This is a genomic window from Micromonospora sp. NPDC005710 (assembly GCF_040630995.1).
GTDB lineage: Bacteria > Actinomycetota > Actinomycetes > Mycobacteriales > Micromonosporaceae > Micromonospora.
In genome coordinates this window covers 19469-37158 of record NZ_JBEXYP010000030.1, presented here as the reverse complement: position 1 = coordinate 37158, position 17690 = coordinate 19469, and the positions used below count along the sequence as shown (strand labels likewise).

Here is a 17690-nt window from a genome sequence, read left to right as displayed (position 1 = left end):
GACCGCCGGGTTGCCGCATTGACGGTAGCCCGGCGTCTGCTTGTGTGTCAGCTCCATGTCAATCGATGGACGTCGTGATGTCAAGGTAATCTTTTTGCAATCAGAGCTTTACTTACGTCGATGGATTACATAAGTTGCTGACATCCATCGAAAGTTCTGAGTCTTCCGAGCAAAGTCCGCGACGAGCCTCACCCTCGGTCGTGCCACCGCCCCGTGCTCGGCGGTCGATGCACACTGCCCTCGTCGCGTCTTCGCCCGGTCGGGAACGGAGACCCGTGGACGATCACGCTGGTGGCCCCCACCGCCACCTGTCCCGCAGATCGCTCATCGCCACCGGCGCGCTCGCCGCCGGGGCGTTGGGCGCGTCCGCCCCAACGATCGGCACCGCGTTCGGCGGCAGCCCCGCGCGGGCCGCCGCCGGTGTCACCAAGAAGATCACCATCTACGCCGAGCAGTTGCCCGGCAACCTGTTCGGCTACGGCCTGGCGCCCGGTCAGGCCACCGTTCCGGGCCCGATCCTGGAGATGTACGAGGGTGACACACTGGAGATCACCCTGGTCAACACCACGAACCAGCGGCTGTCGATCCACCCGCACGGGGTTGACTACAGCACCGACTCCGACGGCAGCCCGTTCAACGCCTCGTTCAACGATCCGGGTGAGACGCGGACGTACGTCTGGCGCTCTCACGAGATGGTGGCCGCGGCGGGCCGGCGGTACATGCCGGGCAGCGCCGGCTACTGGCATTACCACGATCACGCGATGGGCACCGACCACGGCACCGGCGGTGTCGCGAAGGGACTGTACGGCGCTCTGATCGTCCGTCGGCGCGGCGACATCCTGCCGTCGAAGCAGTTCACTGCCGTGTTCCACGACATGATGATCAACAATCGGATGGCTCCGGCGACCCCGATGTTCGAGGCGAACCTGGGCGAGCGCGTCGAGTGGATCGCCATCGGCCACGGCAACCTGTTCCACACCTTCCACCTGCACGCGCATCGCTGGGCGGACAACCGCACCGGGATGTTGGAGGGGCCGAGCGACCCGAGCCTCGTGGTCGACAACAAGGACCTCAACCCCGGCAGCTCGTTCGGCTTCCAGGTGCTGGCCGGGGAGGGCGTCGGACCTGGCGCGTGGATGTACCACTGCCACGTGCAGACGCACTCCGACGGCGGCATGGCCGGGATCTTCCTGGTGCGCAACGCCGACGGCAGCATGCCGCCGGGCGCCGAGGAGGCGATCCACCGGTTCCAGGGCCACACCCACACGCACGGAAGCTGACCGAACCGAAAGTGGGGACGGGCATGACCCAGAAGTTTCGACGAACCCTCGCCGCGGTAGCGGCCTTCGCGACTCTGATCCCGGCGACGACGACGGCGGCCGCAGCCGCACCACGAACGGCTGCCGCTCCGCAGGCGGCGCAGCCACGGCAGACCGCTGTGCTGGTGTTCCACGGCCCGGTGGCCGAGCAACAGGACCCGGTCTCGCGCGCGGTGGACACCATCGAACAGCTTGGTGCCGTCCATGACATCGATGTCACGGCCACCACGGACCCGGCTACGTTCACGGCGGCCGGGCTGTCCGCGTACCGCAGCGTGGTCTTTCTCTCCGCGGCGGGCGCCGCGCTGAACCGCGACCAGGAGGCGGCGTTACAGAGCTACGTCAAGGCCGGCGGCGGTTTCGTCGGCATCGCCGACGCGGCCCGCGCCCAGGTCGACTCCACCTGGTTCACGGGACTGATCGGCACCCGCCCGGCCGGCGCCATCCCGGTGGCCGAGCCGGTGGCCCGGGTCACCGCCAGCGGCGAGAACGCACCCAACGAGACCAAGGAGAAGCTGACCGACGGCGACGCCAACACGAAGTGGCTGGTCCGCACCCCGACCGCGTGGGTGGCGTACGAGTTGGCAGCACCCAAGCGGGTCACCGGGTACGCGCTCACCTCGGCGAACGACTCGGCCGGTCGGGACCCGAAGGACTGGACCCTGCAGGGCTCCACGGACGGTCAGAGCTGGACCGACCTGGACCGCCGCACCGGGCAGACCTTCCCGGACCGGTACCAGACCCGGCGGTTCGACATCGCGACGCCGCAGGAGTTCGCGCGCTACCGGCTGAACGTCACAGCGAACAGCGGTGAGCCGTTGGTCCAACTCGCCGACCTGCGCCTGTTCACCGGCAGCACCACAGTCCCGGAGCCGCCCGCTGTGAACCGCGCTGTGGTTGACATCCTGGACCGCAGGCACCCCGCCACCGCGTCGCTGCCGCTCACCATCACCCGGTCCGACCGCTGGGAGAACTGGGACCCGAACCCGGTCGGCACCGTGCACACGCTCGCCCAGGTCGAGGAGCGGCACTACAACCCGGGGGTCGGCGCCAACGGCGCGTTCCACCCGGTGTCCTGGTGCCGGGACTACGACGGCGGCCGGTCGTTCTACACCGGCATGGGCCACACCGAGGGCAGCTACGGTGAGGAGGCGTTTCGCACCCACCTCGCCGGGGCCCTCAACTGGACCACCGGTCGGGTACGCGGTGACTGTCAGGCCACCATCGCCGCGAACTACAAGGTGGAGCGACTCACCGCCGCCAACCAGACCGGGCAGCTGGACCAGATCGGCGAGCCGCACGGGCTCACCATCGCGCCGGACGGCACCGTCTTCTACGTCGGCAAGGCGGCCTGCCCGAGCGGCCCGATCGCGGACTGGAACAACCCGAAGGTCGGCCTGGGCTGCGGCACCATCCACTCCTGGGACCCGCGGACCAGGCAGGTCAAGCTGCTCACCACGCTTGAGGTGATGGGCAACCGGGGCAGCGGCTCCGAGTTGGTCAAGAACGAGGAGGGGCTGCTCGGCATCGTGCCCGACCCCTCGTTCGCCGAGAACGGCTGGCTCTACGTCTACTGGATGCCACACGACTCGGTCGACAGTGTGAAGCGGGTCGGTCAGCGGACCGTCTCGCGGTTCACCTACGACCGTCAGGCGCAGACCATCGACCAGGCCACCCGCAAGGACCTGTTGCAGTTTCCGGTGCAGGTCCACAGCTGCTGCCACGCCGGCGGCGGCATGGCGTTCGACGCCAAGGGCAACCTCTACGTCGGTTCCGGCGACAACAACTCCTCGGAGGGGTCGCAGGGCTACGCCGGCAACAACTGGACGCAGGAATACCAGGGGATCTCGTTCCAGGACGCCCGCCGCACGTCGGGTAACACGAACGACCTCGCCGGCAAGATCATCCGGATTCACCCGGAGCCGGACGGTACGTACAGCATCCCCGAGGGCAACCTGTTCCCGCCGGGCACCGAGAAGACCCGACCCGAGATCTACGTGATGGGCGTGCGCAACATCGCCCGCCTCCAGATCGACCCGAAGCACCAGTGGCTGACCGCCGGCTGGGTCGGCCCGGACGCCTCGTCACCAAGCCCCACCCTGGGCCCCGCGAAGTACGAGACGGCCACGATCATCACCTCGGCCGGCAACCAGGGTTGGCCGTACTGCATGGGCAACCGGCAGCCGTACCGCGACCGCAGCACCACCGACGCGACGGTGCTCACCGGCTGGTACGACTGCGACAACCTGAAGAACACGTCACCGCGCAACACCGGGCTGGAGAACATCCCGGCGGCCCGCGACAACATGATCTGGTACTCGCCGGACGGTGGCGGCCCGGTGTTCCCGAAGCGCACCGACGGCAGCGGTCTCCCGACGTACGTCGCCGCCGACGCCACCTACACGCAGCCGTACCTGCGCGGCGGCGGGCAGGCCATCATGTCCGGCCCGACGTACCACCGCAGCCTCGTCGACACCGCCAGCGGCGTCGCCTGGCCGGAGCACTGGGACGGCAAGTGGTTCATCGGCGACCAGTCGAACGCCACCAACCGGGTCGCGGTCACCGTCGACCCGGCCGGTGTGCCAGTGGCCGCCCCACCGGTGTACGCCGAGTCGCTGCGGGCCATCATCCCGGGTGGGAACGGCGACACCAAGTTGCAGAGCTGGATGGACGCGACGTTCGGCCCGGACGGCGCGCTCTACCTGCTCGACTACGGCGGCGGGTTCTTCAGCCTGCATGCCAACCAGAAGCTGATCCGGATCACCTACACGGGCGGCGCGCCCACCCCGGCACCGGCGGCGACCTCGACCGCCGTCCAGAACAAGCCGCTGACAGTCGCCTTCACCGGTTCCCGCTCCGGCGGCGTCAGCCACCGGTGGGAGTTCGGCGACGGCACCACGTCGACCGAGGCGGACCCCCGGCACACGTACGCCAGTGTCGGCACCTACACCGCGAAGCTCACCGTCACGTACGCCGACGGTCAGACGGCTACGGTGCAGACACCTGTGACGGTGGGCTGTGCGGTGCCCGACGACCGGGCGACAGTGTGGCTCGGCGACACGGACACCGGGGTGCCCAGTCGCACGGTCGGGCAGGGCTGCACGGCCAACGACCTGATCGACGACGAGAGCACCTGGGCCGACCACAACGGTTTCGTCCGCCACGTCACAGCGGTGGCCCGCGCGTTGCAGGACGACGACCTGCTCAGCACCCGCGAGGTGGGCACACTGACCCGCCTGGCGGCCGCGTCCGAGATCGGCCGGGACGGCCACACCGGTTACGAGCCGCTCTTCGACGGCACCACCGAGTCGCTGCGGGGTTGGCAGCAGGCGCCGTCGGGGCAGTTCACCATCCAGCCGGACGGGTCGCTGCGCTCCAGCGGTGGGCTGGGCATGCTCTGGCACACCAGGGAGCTGGGCGACTTCTCGCTGAGGGTGCAGTTCCGCGACATCGCACCGGGCACCGGCCGGGCCAACACCGGAGTCTTCATCCGGTTCCCGGACCTGCGAACCCCCCTCGACCAGCGTCCACCGGACAGTTGCGGCACTGTCGGGTCGGCGCGGACCTCGCCGGCCTGGATGGCGATCTACTGCGGACACGAGATCCAGATCTACGACGGCGACACCGGCGAGCCGCAGAAGACCGGCTCGGTCTACAACTTCGACCCGGTGCCGCTCGCTCAGGCCGGCGTGACGCCGAAGAACGAGTGGAACGACTACGAGATCCGCGTCGTCGGGCAGCACTACACGATGATCCGCAACGGCGTGGTGATCAACGAGTTCGACAACACGCCCGGCAAGCAGTCGTCGCGCGCCGGTGACCCGCCGACCGACCTTCGACAGTTCCTGCGCGGCTTCATCGGCCTGCAGAACCACGGTGACAACGACCTGACCGAGTTCCGCAACATCCGTGTGCGGGAACTCTAGGAGTGACGATGACCCGACGACTCACGGCCGCACTGGCGGCGCTCCTGCTCACGGTGATCCCGTTGACAGTGGCACCCGCCTCCGCCGCCCCGCGTGTCGCCGCCGACCAGGTGTTGACCTGGACCGCCGACGACAGCATCACCCGCTACAAGTCCACGCCCACCACCGCCGTGGCCGGAGCGACCACGATCATCTGGGAGAACAGCGCGGCCACTGGCAACACCACCGGGATGCCGCACACGCTGACCTTCGACACCAGCACCGAGGGCTACAACCACGACGTCACACTCAACATCCTGGCCAGCCCGTTCGACGCCAACGACGGTCGCCACCAGGCGACAGTCACACTGACCCCGGGTCGGTACCGGTACTTCTGCTCGATCCCCGGGCACAGCGCGATGGTCGGTGAGCTGGTGGTCACCGAGGGCGGTGGCGGCGGCGACACCACAGCGCCGACGGTGACCGCCACAGTGGCGGGCGACCAGGACACGGACGGCAACTACCTCGGCGCGGCCACGGTGACCGTCACCGCCACCGACGCCGACTCCGGCGTGGAGACCATCGAGTACCAGGTCGACGACACCAGCTTCACGCCGTACACCGAGCCGGTGCGGGTGACCGCGATCGGTGACCACGCGGTGCAGTTCCGCGCCACCGACCAGGCCGGCAACACCAGCACCGTCGGCTCGGTGTCGTTCCGGATCGTCGAGCCGGGGGAGGAGGACACGACCGCGCCGGTGGTCACTGCCGCACTGGCTGGCGACCGCGACGACGACGGCAACTACGTCGGTACGGCCACCGCCACGGTGACCGCCACCGACAGCGGGTCAGGTGTCGCCACCATCGAGTACGCGCTGGACGGGGCGGCCTTCACCCCGTACACCGATCCGATCGTGGTGAACACGGCCGGGATGCACATGTTGCACTACCGGGCGACCGACGTCGCCGGGAACACGTCAGCCGAGCAGATGGCCCACTTCACGGTCGTCGAGCCGCAGGCCGAGGACACCACCGCACCCACCGTCGGGGCCACCGTGGCCGGTGACCGCAACGAGGACGGCGGGTACGTAGGTGGCGCGACGGTGACGGTGACCGCCACCGACACCGAGTCGGGGGTGGCGACTGTCGAGTACGCGCTCGACACCGGAGGCTGGACCGCGTACACCGCTCCGGTCGCCGTCCGCGCACCCGGCGCGCACACGGTGCGGTACCGGGCGACCGACACGGCGGGGAACTCCTCCACCGAGCAGTCGACCAGCTTCACGGTGGTGGCCGACGGCACCGACCGCTGCCCCGACTCGGACACCCGGGCCACTGTGGTCATCGACGGCGACGACACACGTGTGGCAAACGTGGACACCGGCGACGGCTGCACAGTGAACGACCTGATCGACGAACACGCCGACTACCCCGGTCATGCCGCGTTCGTCAGGCACGTCGAGGCGGTCACCGCCGCGCTCGTGACCGGCGGCACGCTCGACCGGCGGCAGCAGGGCGCCATCGTCCGGGCCGCGGCCCGATCGGACGTCGGCGCATGAGTCCCTCAACCTCACCCACAGGGAGTACGACGATGCCCGGACGTACCGTCGCCAAGCTGGCCACCGTGAGCGCCGTCATCGCGGCCTCGGTGCTGGCCGTGGCACCCAGCGCCCACGCCGACCTGGTCACCCACTGCATCGGCACCGGCGGTGCGGTGACAGTGCCCAACGACCTGCTCGTGCCCGCCGGCGAGTCCTGCGCGCTGACCGGCACTACGATCACCGGCAACGTCACAGTCGCGGCCGGCGGCAACCTGGTGGTGACCGGTGGCCGGATCAGCGGTGAGGTACGCGTCGCCGACGACGGGTACCTCGACGCGACCGAGACGACCGTCGACGGCCAGGTGGTGCTCGCGGCCGGGGGGTACGGCATCTTCCTGAAGGACGCCCGCACCGGCACCGTGACCGTACGGCCGAAGGGCGCCACGACCATCGACAGCTTCCTGTTCGCCGAGCAGTCGACTGTCGTCGGGAACGTCACCGTCGGTGCCGGTGAAGTCCGGCTCGACCGGGGCACCCAGGTGCAGCGCAACGTCAGCAGCACCGGCACCTACTACACCGACCTGCACGACTCGTTCGTCGACGGCACACTGTCGGTGCTCAACAGCGCCACCGGAAGTGTGGTGTGCGGCAGCGCGGTGCGCGGCAAGGCCACGTTCGCCGGCAACCTGGGTGGTGTGCAGCTCGGCCCGAACGGTGGGCTCGACAGTTGCGCCTCCGGTGGCTACTGGGGTGCTGACGTCAGCATCACCAGCACCACCGGTGGTGTCACGGTGGACGACAACATCATCAACGGCCAGTTGACTGTCACCGGCAACGACCCGGTCGCCCAGGTGGCCGACAACAACCGGATCCGTGGTGGCGTGACCGGTGACCAGGCGGCGGCGACCACCAACCGGGCGGCGCGGGTGGCCGCTCCGGACCGGGAGAACGCCGGCGACCAGCGGGCCGAGGTTCGTCGCACCTCGGCGGTGCAGGAGGCCACCGAGGCGGGTGCCGCCCGGCTCTGACCGATCGACGCGACGGTGGCCGGTCACTCCTCGGGGTGACCGGCCGCCTCCGTCGGGCCGGGTGCCGGAGCGTCGCGAGCCGCGCTTGCGGGCGGCGCTCCGACTTCGCCAGCAGGAAACTGGCGGAGCTCGACGAGGCCAGCCGGAGCGCCCAGAACGTGCAAACGAGGGGTTATGAGGATCTTGGCTGCTCGGTAGCGTTGACGCTACGTCGGCCCTGGATACGGCTGGTGCTTCCGCGCTAAGAGGAGGTTCGGGATGGATCCCCTGCCGGAACTGACCTTCGGGCAGCGGTTGAAGGCATACCGTGAGCGGTCCGGCAAGACCCGCGCGGTGCTCGGGGGATTGGTGGGCCGCAGTGCCGAGTGGGTCAAGGCGGTGGAGACCGATCGGATCCTGCCGCCGCGCATTCACATGCTGGACCGGATCGCGCGTGCTCTGAAGGTCGACGTGTCCGCCCTTGCCGGCGAGTTGGGGGCCCGGTCTGCTGTGGTGAACGGGCCCGAGCATCCGGCGCTGCCGTCCGTCCGGGACGCGGTCAACCGCTTCGCACTTTCCGAGGATGTTTGCCCGGAGCCGTTGACGAGCCTGAGGGACCGGCTTGCCATGGCATGGCGTGCGCGTCATCAGGCGTCGGACCACCGCACCGTGCTGGGCGGGTTGTTGCCGGGGCTGCTACGCGACGTGCAGCGTGCCGCGTTGGCCTACGAGGGTGATGAGCGGCGGCGGGCTCAGGCCCTGTTGGCGGAGACGCTCGGGCTGACGCAGATGTTCCTCGCCTATCAGCCCGCTGCCGAGTTGTTGTGGCGGGTCGCGGACCGGGCGATGGTGGCGGCGCAGGAGTCCGGCGACCCGGAGGCGGTGGCGTGCGCGGGGTGGTTCCTGTGCCAGGTGCATCGGGATGCCGGTGACTGGGACACCGCGATGTCGGTGACAGTAGACCTCCTGTCGGCGCTGGAGTCGCGTGCGGCCGACGGGAACACGAACCTGTTGGCGCTCTGGGGCGCGTTGAACTTCGAGGCCGCGTACACCGCCGCCCGTGCTGGTGAGGAAGGTCGGGCCTGGCGGCACTGGGATCGCGCCGATCGGGTGGCGCAGCGCCTGCCGCAGGGTTTCTATCAGCCGCAGACGTCGTTCTCGCAGGTCATCATGGGCGCTCACGCGGTGACCGTGGCAGTGGAGTTGCAGAAGTCCGGTGAGGCGGTGCGACAGGCACGCCGTCATGATTCCGCGGCGATCCCGTCGAGGCCGCGCCGGGCACGCCATCTCATCGAGGTCGCGCGGGCGCACTACGGCAAGGACGACAAGGAAGCGGCCGTGATGACCCTCCGGCAGGCGTACGAGTCGGCACCGGAGACGATTCGCTTCAACGGGTACGCCCGCCAGATCACCTTGGATCTGCTCGACGGCCCGCGTTCCACGCGTGACGACGCCCGAGACCTCGCGATGAAGGTCGGGCTGCTGTCCTGAGCCAGGGGTAGAAACCCTACCCATCCCGCTCCGATACCCACCGAAGCTTCTTGCTCACGGGATGCGGCGGGCGGTGCGGGTATCGCCTGGTCGCCGCGTCCCTCAACGACACGCTGAAGGGCCAACTCGACCTCGAACTACACGGCGGACGCAGCATCGAAGGCGTCGCGGCACGCGTCGCGCAACGCCTCCTCGCAATGACCGCCGCGATCTGGCACAACCGAGCCACCGGCCAACCGCTGACCAGGTCCCTGATCGCCTACGACCACTGACCAGACTTCGGACTTACTCGTCTAGGTCAAAGCGTGTCTCGTCCAGTTCGGATGCCTATGCCCGGCACGGTGACCAGTACAACGCCAAGTGTTGAAGGCTTACTGCTGTGGCGGGGGAGTGAGCCAGGCGAGGGGTTGTCCGGTGAGGGCGGCGTCGGCGAGGCGGTGGGCGCTGGCGGTTTTCAGGGCGGCTCGTGAGCTGTCGATCCAGCGCTGCACGTTGTCGATGCCCTGGTGGCGGTACTCGACGGCTTGGACGAGGCATTCCAGCTTGTCGGCATCACGGGCGACGGCAGCTTCCAATGTCTCGCCGGCTTCGTATTCGGCGACGGCGGCGGTGATGACGTCGGCGACGGCTGGGGGACAGGCAGCGACTTGGTCGGCGGTGACGGCGGTGTTGGGTACGGCGGTGAGATAGCGCTTGGCGATGTGTGGGATGTCGGTGATTCGGGTTTCCTGGGTGTCGTGCAGGGTGCAGAGCATCGATACTCGGGCTGGGTCGGCGCCCTCCATGGCGGCGAGCATCATTCCGATGAGCGCTGTTCGGAAGGAGTGTTCGGCGATGGACTCGGGTTGTTTGACGCCGGCGAACCACCAGCCGGTGCGGGCGGCGCGTTTGAGGACGCCAGCTTCGAAGATGAAGTTCATCGCTCCGGCGGCGTCGTGGTCGTCGGTCATTTGCCCGTCCCTGTGCCGGTGAATCCGTCCGCCCGCAGGCTGTAGACGATAGAGGTTAGTTCCTTGCATGACTGCGCGGAGATCCGGTCACTGTCCAGGAGCGGGACACTGCGGTTGAGGAGCGCCCGAGTCACGGCGAGGTTGTCGAGAGCGAGACCGCGTCGTGCAGCCAGCAGAGCCCAGGCGTTGTGGATGTTGAGGTCGACGAACGGGTGCCCTGGTTCGAGGCGAGAGACCAGGTGCCGAAGAAGGATTGAGCCGTGCCAGTCCGCGAGCGCTTCGGGCATGAAGGAGTCGTCGCGGTGGCGGTACGGGATCTCGCCCACCCAGTAGGCCGAGTAGTTGAGGGCTGCTCGCTCGCAGGCGTCATCGGGATGTGCGCGAGCGATGAAGTCTCGTAACGGCTCCGGGTCGCCCTGGTTGGCGAGGGACGTGACGACGGAGCGGGCGTCGGGCCACAGCGGTGACCACGTGCGAAAGGTGGTCGTGCGGTGTGCTCGGGCGGTGGTCTGGGCGAGCCAACCTGCTGCCGCCTTGCTCGGGTCCATGCCGGCGAGGAAGCAGGCTTGCCGGTGCAGCAGCACGCTCCGGTGCCGTCCGGCTGCGGCGCGATCGGCGAGGACGTGAAGGTGAGCGAAGAATGCACGTTGCTCGTCGGCGGGCAGGGTCGGCCCGGAGGCGACTGGACCCCGCCGGGGATGGGTGATGCGTAGCCCTCTGGTGAAGGTCGGTGTCTGCCCGAGGACGGCCCAGAGGATCAGGTCGGTCAGGCGGTGGGTGAGTACGGACCAGCCCAGCGGCTGTTCGGCGAGGTCGCAGCGGTCCACGTGTTCGTTGAGGACGGCGGCGAGGATGAGATCCGCCTCGGCGGCATCGTCAAGTGCTGCGAGTAGGAGCGTGTTCGCGCCGAGCCGTCCGAGCCGTCGTCGGACGGCGATCGCCTGCCCGAGCGGTACCGCGGTGAACGGCCGGCGCCCGGATTCCCAGCTCTGCACGGTCACCCGATCGACGTCCAGGTCGACGGCAAGCTGCTCCTGCGTGAGCGGGATCGACTCGCGGATCAGCTTGAACAGGTAGCCGGTCACCGCGCCGCGATGTGGTGCTGATCGTCCGCGACCTGTCATCCGTCACCCCAAACGTTGACCCGTGGTCGACGTTCCGCCGTGAAGCCAAAGCTGCGGCAGCCCATCTGGCCTGCTCACGCGTACTGCGGGTTAGTCCCACCGTCGTCGTCGTGATCGTAGCGTCGCAGTTACCGAACGTCCCAGATCCGGACGCGTCGTTTCGGGGTCGGCCATGGACTGCTGCCCGGTGGAGGGAGCCAGCGATGCGAGACAGAACACCACCATGGCGACGAGTGACCTACGACCAGTACCTGATCGCCGTCGCGATGACCCTGGCACGGCGACACCGCCCGGCATGGTCGTGGCCGAATTGGAGGTGGACCTGCCGCTGCGGGGCGGAACTGCCCTGCCGCAGCCGACACCGCATCCCCATCAAGCGGACGCACTGGCCCGCCGAGGAGGAGCAGTGAGCAGCGAAGCGGAGCAATGGATCCTGGTCGCGCATCTGCCGGGCAAAATGGCCTGTGCAACGGCTGCTGGGCATCGTGGTCACGGCTCACGCCGTACCCGTGCTGGCAGGTGGATTGGGCGACCAGCCGGCAGGCGCGGTCGATGACGGCGGCGCTGCTCGGAGACCGCGCATGACCACGCACGGCCCTGTGCTGCCGATCTGGAGCTGCGGTGGCTGCGATGCGCCCTGGCCCTGCCGCACGCGGCAGCGCGAGCTACACGCCGAGTTCGATGACGCTCCGATCTCCCTGGCTCTCTATATGGGTGCGCAGCTGGTGCGGGCCTCCGAGGACCTGAGCTGGGTGCCGGCGGATGCGCTGCACAGACGCTTCCTCGGCTGGCTCCGATGAGCATCCTGCGGGTGGGTGACGAGAAGTTCCACTACAGCGACGGCTCGCACAAGTGGATTCCGCCGGACCCGGACTACGACCAGGAAGTTTGGAACGAACAGGTCCGCCAACACAAGCACAGCCACCTGAGAAATGTGCACCCGAAGGTGCGGATCCAGCGCCTCGTCTGATGCATGGCTCTGACTAGGCGAGGTCCCCGGTCTTCAATTCCGCCCGGTGGCTGAGCCGTCCACCGGAGACCTCGCTACGTCTCGATCACTGGCCCGCGACGATCCGCGGGCCAGCTCACATCGACGACCGCCCTAGAAGTTACCGGCCGAGTTGCACTTCACGCCCTGGTCGAGGCAGTTGCGCACCCGGGCGGCGAGCGCCTCGTCCTTCCACGCGTTGAAGAAGTCCGCGTGCATGGAGAACGACGTGCCGGACGCGAGGGTGATGCCGTCGGTGTTCGCGCTCAACGGGTACGAGATCACGAAGGACACCGACGGGACGGGCACCGGGTGGCTCTTCGGGCACGCCCCGGTGTGGTCCCCGTTGGCCATGTGCGCCTTGTGGTCGGGGCTGTCCAGGTGCTTGCCGTCCCAGCAGTCCGGAAAGGTGACCTGCCGGACGATGTTCGCGGTCTTGGCGCAGACCGGGAACGTCTTGTCGGCGCTGCGGCCGATCTCGCCGCCGATGCCGGCGCACCAGAAGTGGTTGCCCTGCTTGTCCGGGGTGTCCACCTGGTTCTTGGCGTTACCGGTGATCATTCGCAGGCCGAACGGGAAGGGCTGGGTCTTGCTCGGGTCCTTCAGGCGGGAACCGTAGTAGACGGTCACCTCCTTCGGGTCCACGACCTTGCCGTTCTGGTACATCGTCGGCACCCAGTAGGCGGACTGGTCGTCCGGCGAGTTGCAGGTGGTCTTCTTCGACGCCCGCAGCGACTCGGCTGTCGAGTTGGCGTCGGTCGACTTGTTGCCCCAGAACGTGTGGTTGTGCGAGCCGCCCGCCAGTTTCGGCAGCACGATCGGGTCGTCGCTGTTGTGGTGGCTGGTCGTGCAGCCGACGTTGAATTCGGGCACCTTGACGGGGTTCCCGGTCACCGCCTTGGGCTTGCGCGCGAAGAACGCCTTCGTCGCGGCGGCCTGCGCGGCGGCGTCGATGGTGATCCAGCCACCGGACGCGGTGGGCGGGGCGGCGCTTGTCGCCGGGGTTCCCGGCTTGCCCGGCGCGGACGGGGTGGCCGAGGTGCCCGGGGCGCTCGGCGTGGCCGACGGGTCTCCCGGGGCACCGGCCGTTGGTGCGTCGGGGCCGGGCGAGCCGATGCCGGTGTCGCTGGACGGGCCGGACGCGCCGGGAGTGCCCGGCGCCTCCTTGCACCCGCCGGCGAGCGCCACAGTCACCAGCAGCAGGGCGGCGACGGACCGGGGGTGTCGAGGGGTGGAGCGGAGATTCATCAACGGGGGCGCACCTTTCATCCGAGCACGAAGAATACGAGTCGGCGCCTTGCCCGTTTCCAACTGAGACGATTAATTCTCCCTTAAATATCGCTCAGCGATTATCTGGTGAGCGTTGCGGAGCCGCCTGGATGTCGGCCCGATCTCATTTACTTGATTCTTCTCGAAAAACTGTAATCGCCGACCCGCTGCGACGCTCGACATTCTTGGGTGGTCTGCCCCGCCCTCGTGCACCTGCGGCGGCGGGGCAGACCATCTCGATGCCCGGAGGCGCCCGCGAGGGACGCACCACGGACAGACCGGCGACGCGCACCGTGCCCGGCCCTCCCCCGTTCGCTTCGTGATTGCCGGAAACAGCGCAGGGTGCCGCCGTCGCGGAGAGAATTGCCGCCACGGAGCACACGGAAGCCGGGGGACGTTCGATGGGGTTACGAAGGCGCACGGCGCTCGTGGCGGTGACAGTAGTGGCGACACCGCTGGTCGTCGGCGGGTGCACCACCGACCGGAAGCCCGTCGCACGCCCCGCCGAGCAGGTGGTGCCATCACCGGAGGTGACCCTCACCCCCGCCGACCTGTCCCGGAACGTGCCGCTCAGTGCCGAGGTGGTGCCGCTCGTCACGGGCGGGGAGATCACCGCGGTGCGCCTCGTCGACGACACCGGCACCCTGGTCAGGGCGGAGCCCCGCGAGGACGGCTCGGCCTGGGTGCCGACCGTTCCGTTGCGGCCGCAGCGCACCTACACCGCGGCGGTGACCGCCACCGCCGACTCCGGACGGACCACCACCCGCACCACCACCTTCACCACCGCGGCACCGTCGACGAAGCCGCAGGTGACCAGCACCCTTCACCTCGCCGACAAGCAGACGTACGGCACTGCCATGCCGGTGACCATCGGCTTCGACCCGCCGGTCGCCAGGGCGGCCCGCGCCGACGTGCAGCGTCGGTTGTTCGTCACCACCAACCCACCCCAGCCGGGTGCCTGGTCCTGGGTGGACGACGGCAGCCAGGTCTCCTACCGGGCACCCGACTTCTGGCGGCCCGGCACGACGATCAGTGTCCGGGCCGGCCTGGCGGGTCTGCCGATCGGCAGGAGCCACACCGGTGACGCCGATCGGACCGCGACGTCCCGGATCGGGCGTCAGGTGGCTCTCGAAATCGACAACGCCACCAAGCAGATGCGCGTGCTGCGGGACGGCAAACTGATCCGCCGGATCCCGGTCAGCCTGGGCAAGCGCAGCACCCCCACGTCCAGCGGCAAGATGGTAATCATGGAGAAGCACCAGTACACCACGTTCGACACGCGCGGCGAGCCGAACGGCGGCTACGTGGTGGACGTCGAGGACGCCCAACGGCTCACCTGGGGCGGCGAGTTCATCCACGGGGCACCATGGTCGGTATCGGATCAGGGACACCGCAACGTCTCGCACGGCTGCACGAACATCTCGGCAGCCAACGCCGACTGGTTGATGGGCGTCACCCAGGTCGGTGACCTGGTCACCGTCACCGGCACCGAGGTCCGGCTCGAGTCGGGCAACGGCTGGACGGCCTGGAACACCAGTTGGGGCCAGTTCGTCAAGGGCAGCGCACTGCCCGTACCCCCGGATCTTCGCCCGGCTCGGGCGCGTGCGCTCGCCGGTGGCGTGCCGACGCCGGGGCCGTCCGCCTCAGACGGCTGAGCCACCGGGTCGGCACGCGGGTCACCGTGCGGTCGCGGTGTAGAACTCGCTCGGGTCCTTGGCCAGGGACGCCTTGACGTACGCGCTCCACTCGTCGGCGAGCACCTCGACCCGGCCGGCCTCGATGCCGTCCAGCGCCGCGCGCACCACGTCGGCGGGGTCCATCTTGTCGCCGTCGTAGCCGGCCATCATGTCGGTGTCGGCGCTGCCCAGGTGCAGGCCCGTCACGAGGGTTCCCTGGCCGGCGAGTTCCAGTCGGATGCCGTTGGTCAGGCTCCACTCGGCTGCCTTCGCCACGCCGTAGGCGTTGGCCCCGTCGTAGGAGAACCACGACAGCGCCGACAGGACGTTGAGGATCCCCCCGCCGCCGTTCGCGCCGAGCACCGGCGCGAAGGCCCGGACCATGCTCAGCGTGCCGTAGAAGTGGGTGTCCAACTCGGCTCGGATCTTGCTGAGATCGCCAGTGACGAGGTTGGTGAAGGTGGAGATGCCGGCGTTGTTGACGAGCAGTGTGACGTCGGAGGCGACGGCTGCTGCCTCCTCGACGGAACGTGGGTCGGTGATGTCCAACCGGAGCCTCTCGACGCCGGGGACGTCGATCTGCTCCGGGTTGCGGGCCGTGGCGTACACCTTGGCCGCTCCACGTTCCACCAGTTGCCCGGCGAAGTGCCGGCCGATGCCACGGTTGGCGCCGGTGACGAGTGCGATGGAACCCGAGATCCGCATGGTTGCCTCCTGGCAGGTTCAGGTCGGGCGGTACGCGAGCTACGGTAAAACCTGACGCGCGTGTGAGGGACAAGGTTGTGTGGCTGGCGTCACCAACCGGGGGAGGGGCCCATGCGGATCGGGGAACTGGCCACGAAGACCGGGGTGTCGGTACGAGCCCTGCGCTACTACGAGGAACAGGGCCTGCTGGCCGCCGCGCGAAGCAGTGGCGGCCAGCGCCACTACCTCGACGACGCGATCGACCGGGTGTACCTGATCCAGATGCTGTACGCCGCCGGCCTGTCCAGCCGAACCATCCTTGACCTGCTGCCCTGCGTCGACGCGAAGGTCAACACACCGCAGTCGCGGGCCCTGCTCCGCGCCGAACGCGATCGCATCGATCGGCAGATCACCCAACTCCGGCAGGCGCGCGAACGTCTCGACGCGGTCATCGAATTCAGCGAAAGCTCTGCCAGCGGCTGCACCCGAACGGACTCGGAAGCGCTGTCGACACCCGCCACCGTCTGACCTCGCGTCGATTGGTGGCAGCTCAGCGGGGCAGCGCTCGGCGTGTCGAACTGCTCGACCGCCAGCGATCAAGGAATGACACCGGCCCACGCGGCAAGGTGGGGGTCAGATCGGGCTCAGCTCGGGGATGCCGTAGTGCCTGTCGAGGATCTGCATGGCGGCGCCCGCGGCGATCACGTCCGCGCCGAGGCTGGACAGCGCCACGGTCGTGCTCGACCAGGAGGCGCGTCGCGCGTCGGCCTGGACGGCCTCGGTGACCGCCGTGAGGTAGGTCTGCGGGTGGCGGAGGAGGTCGGCGCCCGCCAGCACCACGTGGGCGAGGTCGAGCGTCTGGAGCAGGTTGACGACGCCCACGGCCAGGACGCGGGCGGCGTGCGCGACGTCCCCGGCCTCGACGGCGTGGTGGTGCACGATCTCCAGGCACCCGTGCCGGCCGCAGACGCAGCGGGGCCCGGACAGGTCGACGACAGTGTGACCGAACTCGCCGGCGTTCGTGTGCGCCCCCCGGTGGGCCGCGCCACCCAGCCAGAAGCCTCCACCGATGCCCGACTCGACCATGATCAGGGCCGCGTCGCCGAACGTCGCGCCGTGCCGCCAGGCCTCCGCCGTGATCCCCGCGGTGACGTCCTTGTCCAGGTGGACGGGGAGGCCGAGGTGCTTCTCGGCGATCTCGCGCAGGGGTACGTCGTGCCAGTGCCGCAGACCGTGGGCGTCCCGGACCAGGCCGTTGGCGTGGTCGAGTGGGCCGATCATGCCGATGCCCAGCCCGCTGAGTCGGCCCCGCAGGTCGCCGATGCCGGCCATCGTGTCGATGCCGACGCCCAGGGCGTCGAGGAGCTGTTCCGGGGTGAAGTCGCGGGGTAGGGGGCTGACCGCCGAGCGGTGCACGGCACCGGCCAGGTCGACCAGGACGAGGCGCAGGCTGCGCCGGGCCACGTGGGCGCCGATCGCGTACCGGCTGTCCGGGACGAGTTCGTAGACGACAGCGGGCTTACCGATGCCCGGACGTCGTACGCCGGCGGGGCGGATCAGGCCGTCGGCGGTCAGCCGGGCGATGACCTTGGACACCGCCTGTGGGGTCAGGCCGGTGGCCTCGACCACCGTCGCCCGCTCGAACGTGCGAGCGGTACGCCCCACCGCCATGACACGTGCCTGGTTGTAGCCGCGCAGGAAGGTGACGTCGGCAGTGACGCGAGTCATCTCACCAC

The 17690-nt window shown here is 69.0% G+C and carries 14 protein-coding genes and 1 pseudogene; 10 read left to right on the top strand and 5 right to left on the bottom strand.

From position 1 onward, the window contains the following. Positions 1-275 precede the first annotated feature (275 nt). The 6 genes and pseudogenes from ABZ406_RS28380 to ABZ406_RS28355 all read left to right on the top strand — a co-directional run. Positions 276-1280, top strand: a complete 1005-nt coding sequence (locus tag ABZ406_RS28380) for a multicopper oxidase domain-containing protein (RefSeq protein ID WP_357768009.1) — start codon at positions 276-278, stop codon at positions 1278-1280. Positions 1281-1303: 23 nt separating this feature from the next. Next, positions 1304-5245, top strand: coding sequence for a ThuA domain-containing protein (locus ABZ406_RS28375; protein WP_357768006.1), 3942 nt, complete (start codon positions 1304-1306; stop codon positions 5243-5245). 8 nt (positions 5246-5253) lie between these two features. Then, entirely contained in the window at positions 5254-6783 is a 1530-nt protein-coding gene (locus tag ABZ406_RS28370) for a plastocyanin/azurin family copper-binding protein (RefSeq protein ID WP_357768004.1), read from the top strand. Positions 6784-6815: 32 nt separating this feature from the next. Beyond that, positions 6816-7793: a hypothetical protein gene (locus tag ABZ406_RS28365; protein ID WP_357768001.1), complete on the top strand. Its 978-nt coding sequence runs from the start codon at positions 6816-6818 to the stop codon at positions 7791-7793. A gap of 258 nt (positions 7794-8051) precedes the next feature. Further along, positions 8052-9263 carry a helix-turn-helix transcriptional regulator gene (locus ABZ406_RS28360; RefSeq protein ID WP_357767998.1) on the top strand — a complete coding sequence of 404 codons (1212 nt, stop codon included), beginning with the start codon at positions 8052-8054 and terminating at the stop codon, positions 9261-9263. Between the two features lie 98 nt (positions 9264-9361). Beyond that, positions 9362-9535 (top strand): annotated as a pseudogene (locus tag ABZ406_RS28355) (IS982 family transposase); the annotation flags it as partial. Positions 9536-9634: 99 nt separating this feature from the next. Here ABZ406_RS28355 and ABZ406_RS28350 read toward each other — a convergent pair. Both ABZ406_RS28350 and ABZ406_RS28345 read right to left on the bottom strand, forming a co-directional pair. Next, positions 9635-10213: an HD domain-containing protein gene (locus ABZ406_RS28350; protein WP_357767995.1), complete on the bottom strand. Its 579-nt coding sequence runs from the start codon at positions 10211-10213 to the stop codon at positions 9635-9637. Further along, positions 10210-11337 carry a helix-turn-helix transcriptional regulator gene (locus ABZ406_RS28345; protein WP_357767993.1) on the bottom strand — a complete coding sequence of 376 codons (1128 nt, stop codon included), beginning with the start codon at positions 11335-11337 and terminating at the stop codon, positions 10210-10212. The genes ABZ406_RS28350 and ABZ406_RS28345 overlap by 4 nt, the downstream gene beginning before the upstream one ends. Before the next feature lie 581 nt (positions 11338-11918). Here ABZ406_RS28345 and ABZ406_RS28340 point away from each other — a divergent pair. Both ABZ406_RS28340 and ABZ406_RS28335 read left to right on the top strand, forming a co-directional pair. Further along, positions 11919-12137, top strand: a complete 219-nt coding sequence (locus ABZ406_RS28340; protein ID WP_357767990.1) for a hypothetical protein — start codon at positions 11919-11921, stop codon at positions 12135-12137. After that, positions 12134-12307, top strand: a complete 174-nt coding sequence (locus ABZ406_RS28335; protein WP_357767987.1) for a hypothetical protein — start codon at positions 12134-12136, stop codon at positions 12305-12307. The genes ABZ406_RS28340 and ABZ406_RS28335 overlap by 4 nt, the downstream gene beginning before the upstream one ends. 132 nt (positions 12308-12439) lie before the next feature. Here ABZ406_RS28335 and ABZ406_RS28330 read toward each other — a convergent pair whose 3' ends face one another. Next, positions 12440-13573 carry a DUF1996 domain-containing protein gene (locus tag ABZ406_RS28330; RefSeq protein WP_357767984.1) on the bottom strand — a complete coding sequence of 378 codons (1134 nt, stop codon included), beginning with the start codon at positions 13571-13573 and terminating at the stop codon, positions 12440-12442. Between the two features lie 422 nt (positions 13574-13995). Between ABZ406_RS28330 and ABZ406_RS28325 the strand changes: the two genes are divergently transcribed. After that, a complete protein-coding gene (locus ABZ406_RS28325; protein ID WP_357767981.1) occupies positions 13996-15249 on the top strand; it encodes an Ig-like domain-containing protein in 1254 nt (417 codons plus the stop codon). A 21-nt stretch (positions 15250-15270) separates the two neighbouring features. Here the strand turns inward: ABZ406_RS28325 and ABZ406_RS28320 are convergent, their stop codons facing one another. Beyond that, positions 15271-15975, bottom strand: a complete 705-nt coding sequence (locus ABZ406_RS28320; RefSeq protein ID WP_357767977.1) for an SDR family oxidoreductase — start codon at positions 15973-15975, stop codon at positions 15271-15273. Positions 15976-16086: 111 nt separating this feature from the next. Between ABZ406_RS28320 and ABZ406_RS28315 the strand changes: the two genes are divergently transcribed. Then, a complete protein-coding gene (locus tag ABZ406_RS28315; protein WP_357767974.1) occupies positions 16087-16482 on the top strand; it encodes a MerR family transcriptional regulator in 396 nt (131 codons plus the stop codon). A gap of 105 nt (positions 16483-16587) precedes the next feature. Here the strand turns inward: ABZ406_RS28315 and ABZ406_RS28310 are convergent, their stop codons facing one another. Next, positions 16588-17682, bottom strand: coding sequence for an ROK family protein (locus ABZ406_RS28310; protein ID WP_357767971.1), 1095 nt, complete (start codon positions 17680-17682; stop codon positions 16588-16590). Positions 17683-17690: the final 8 nt, after the last annotated feature.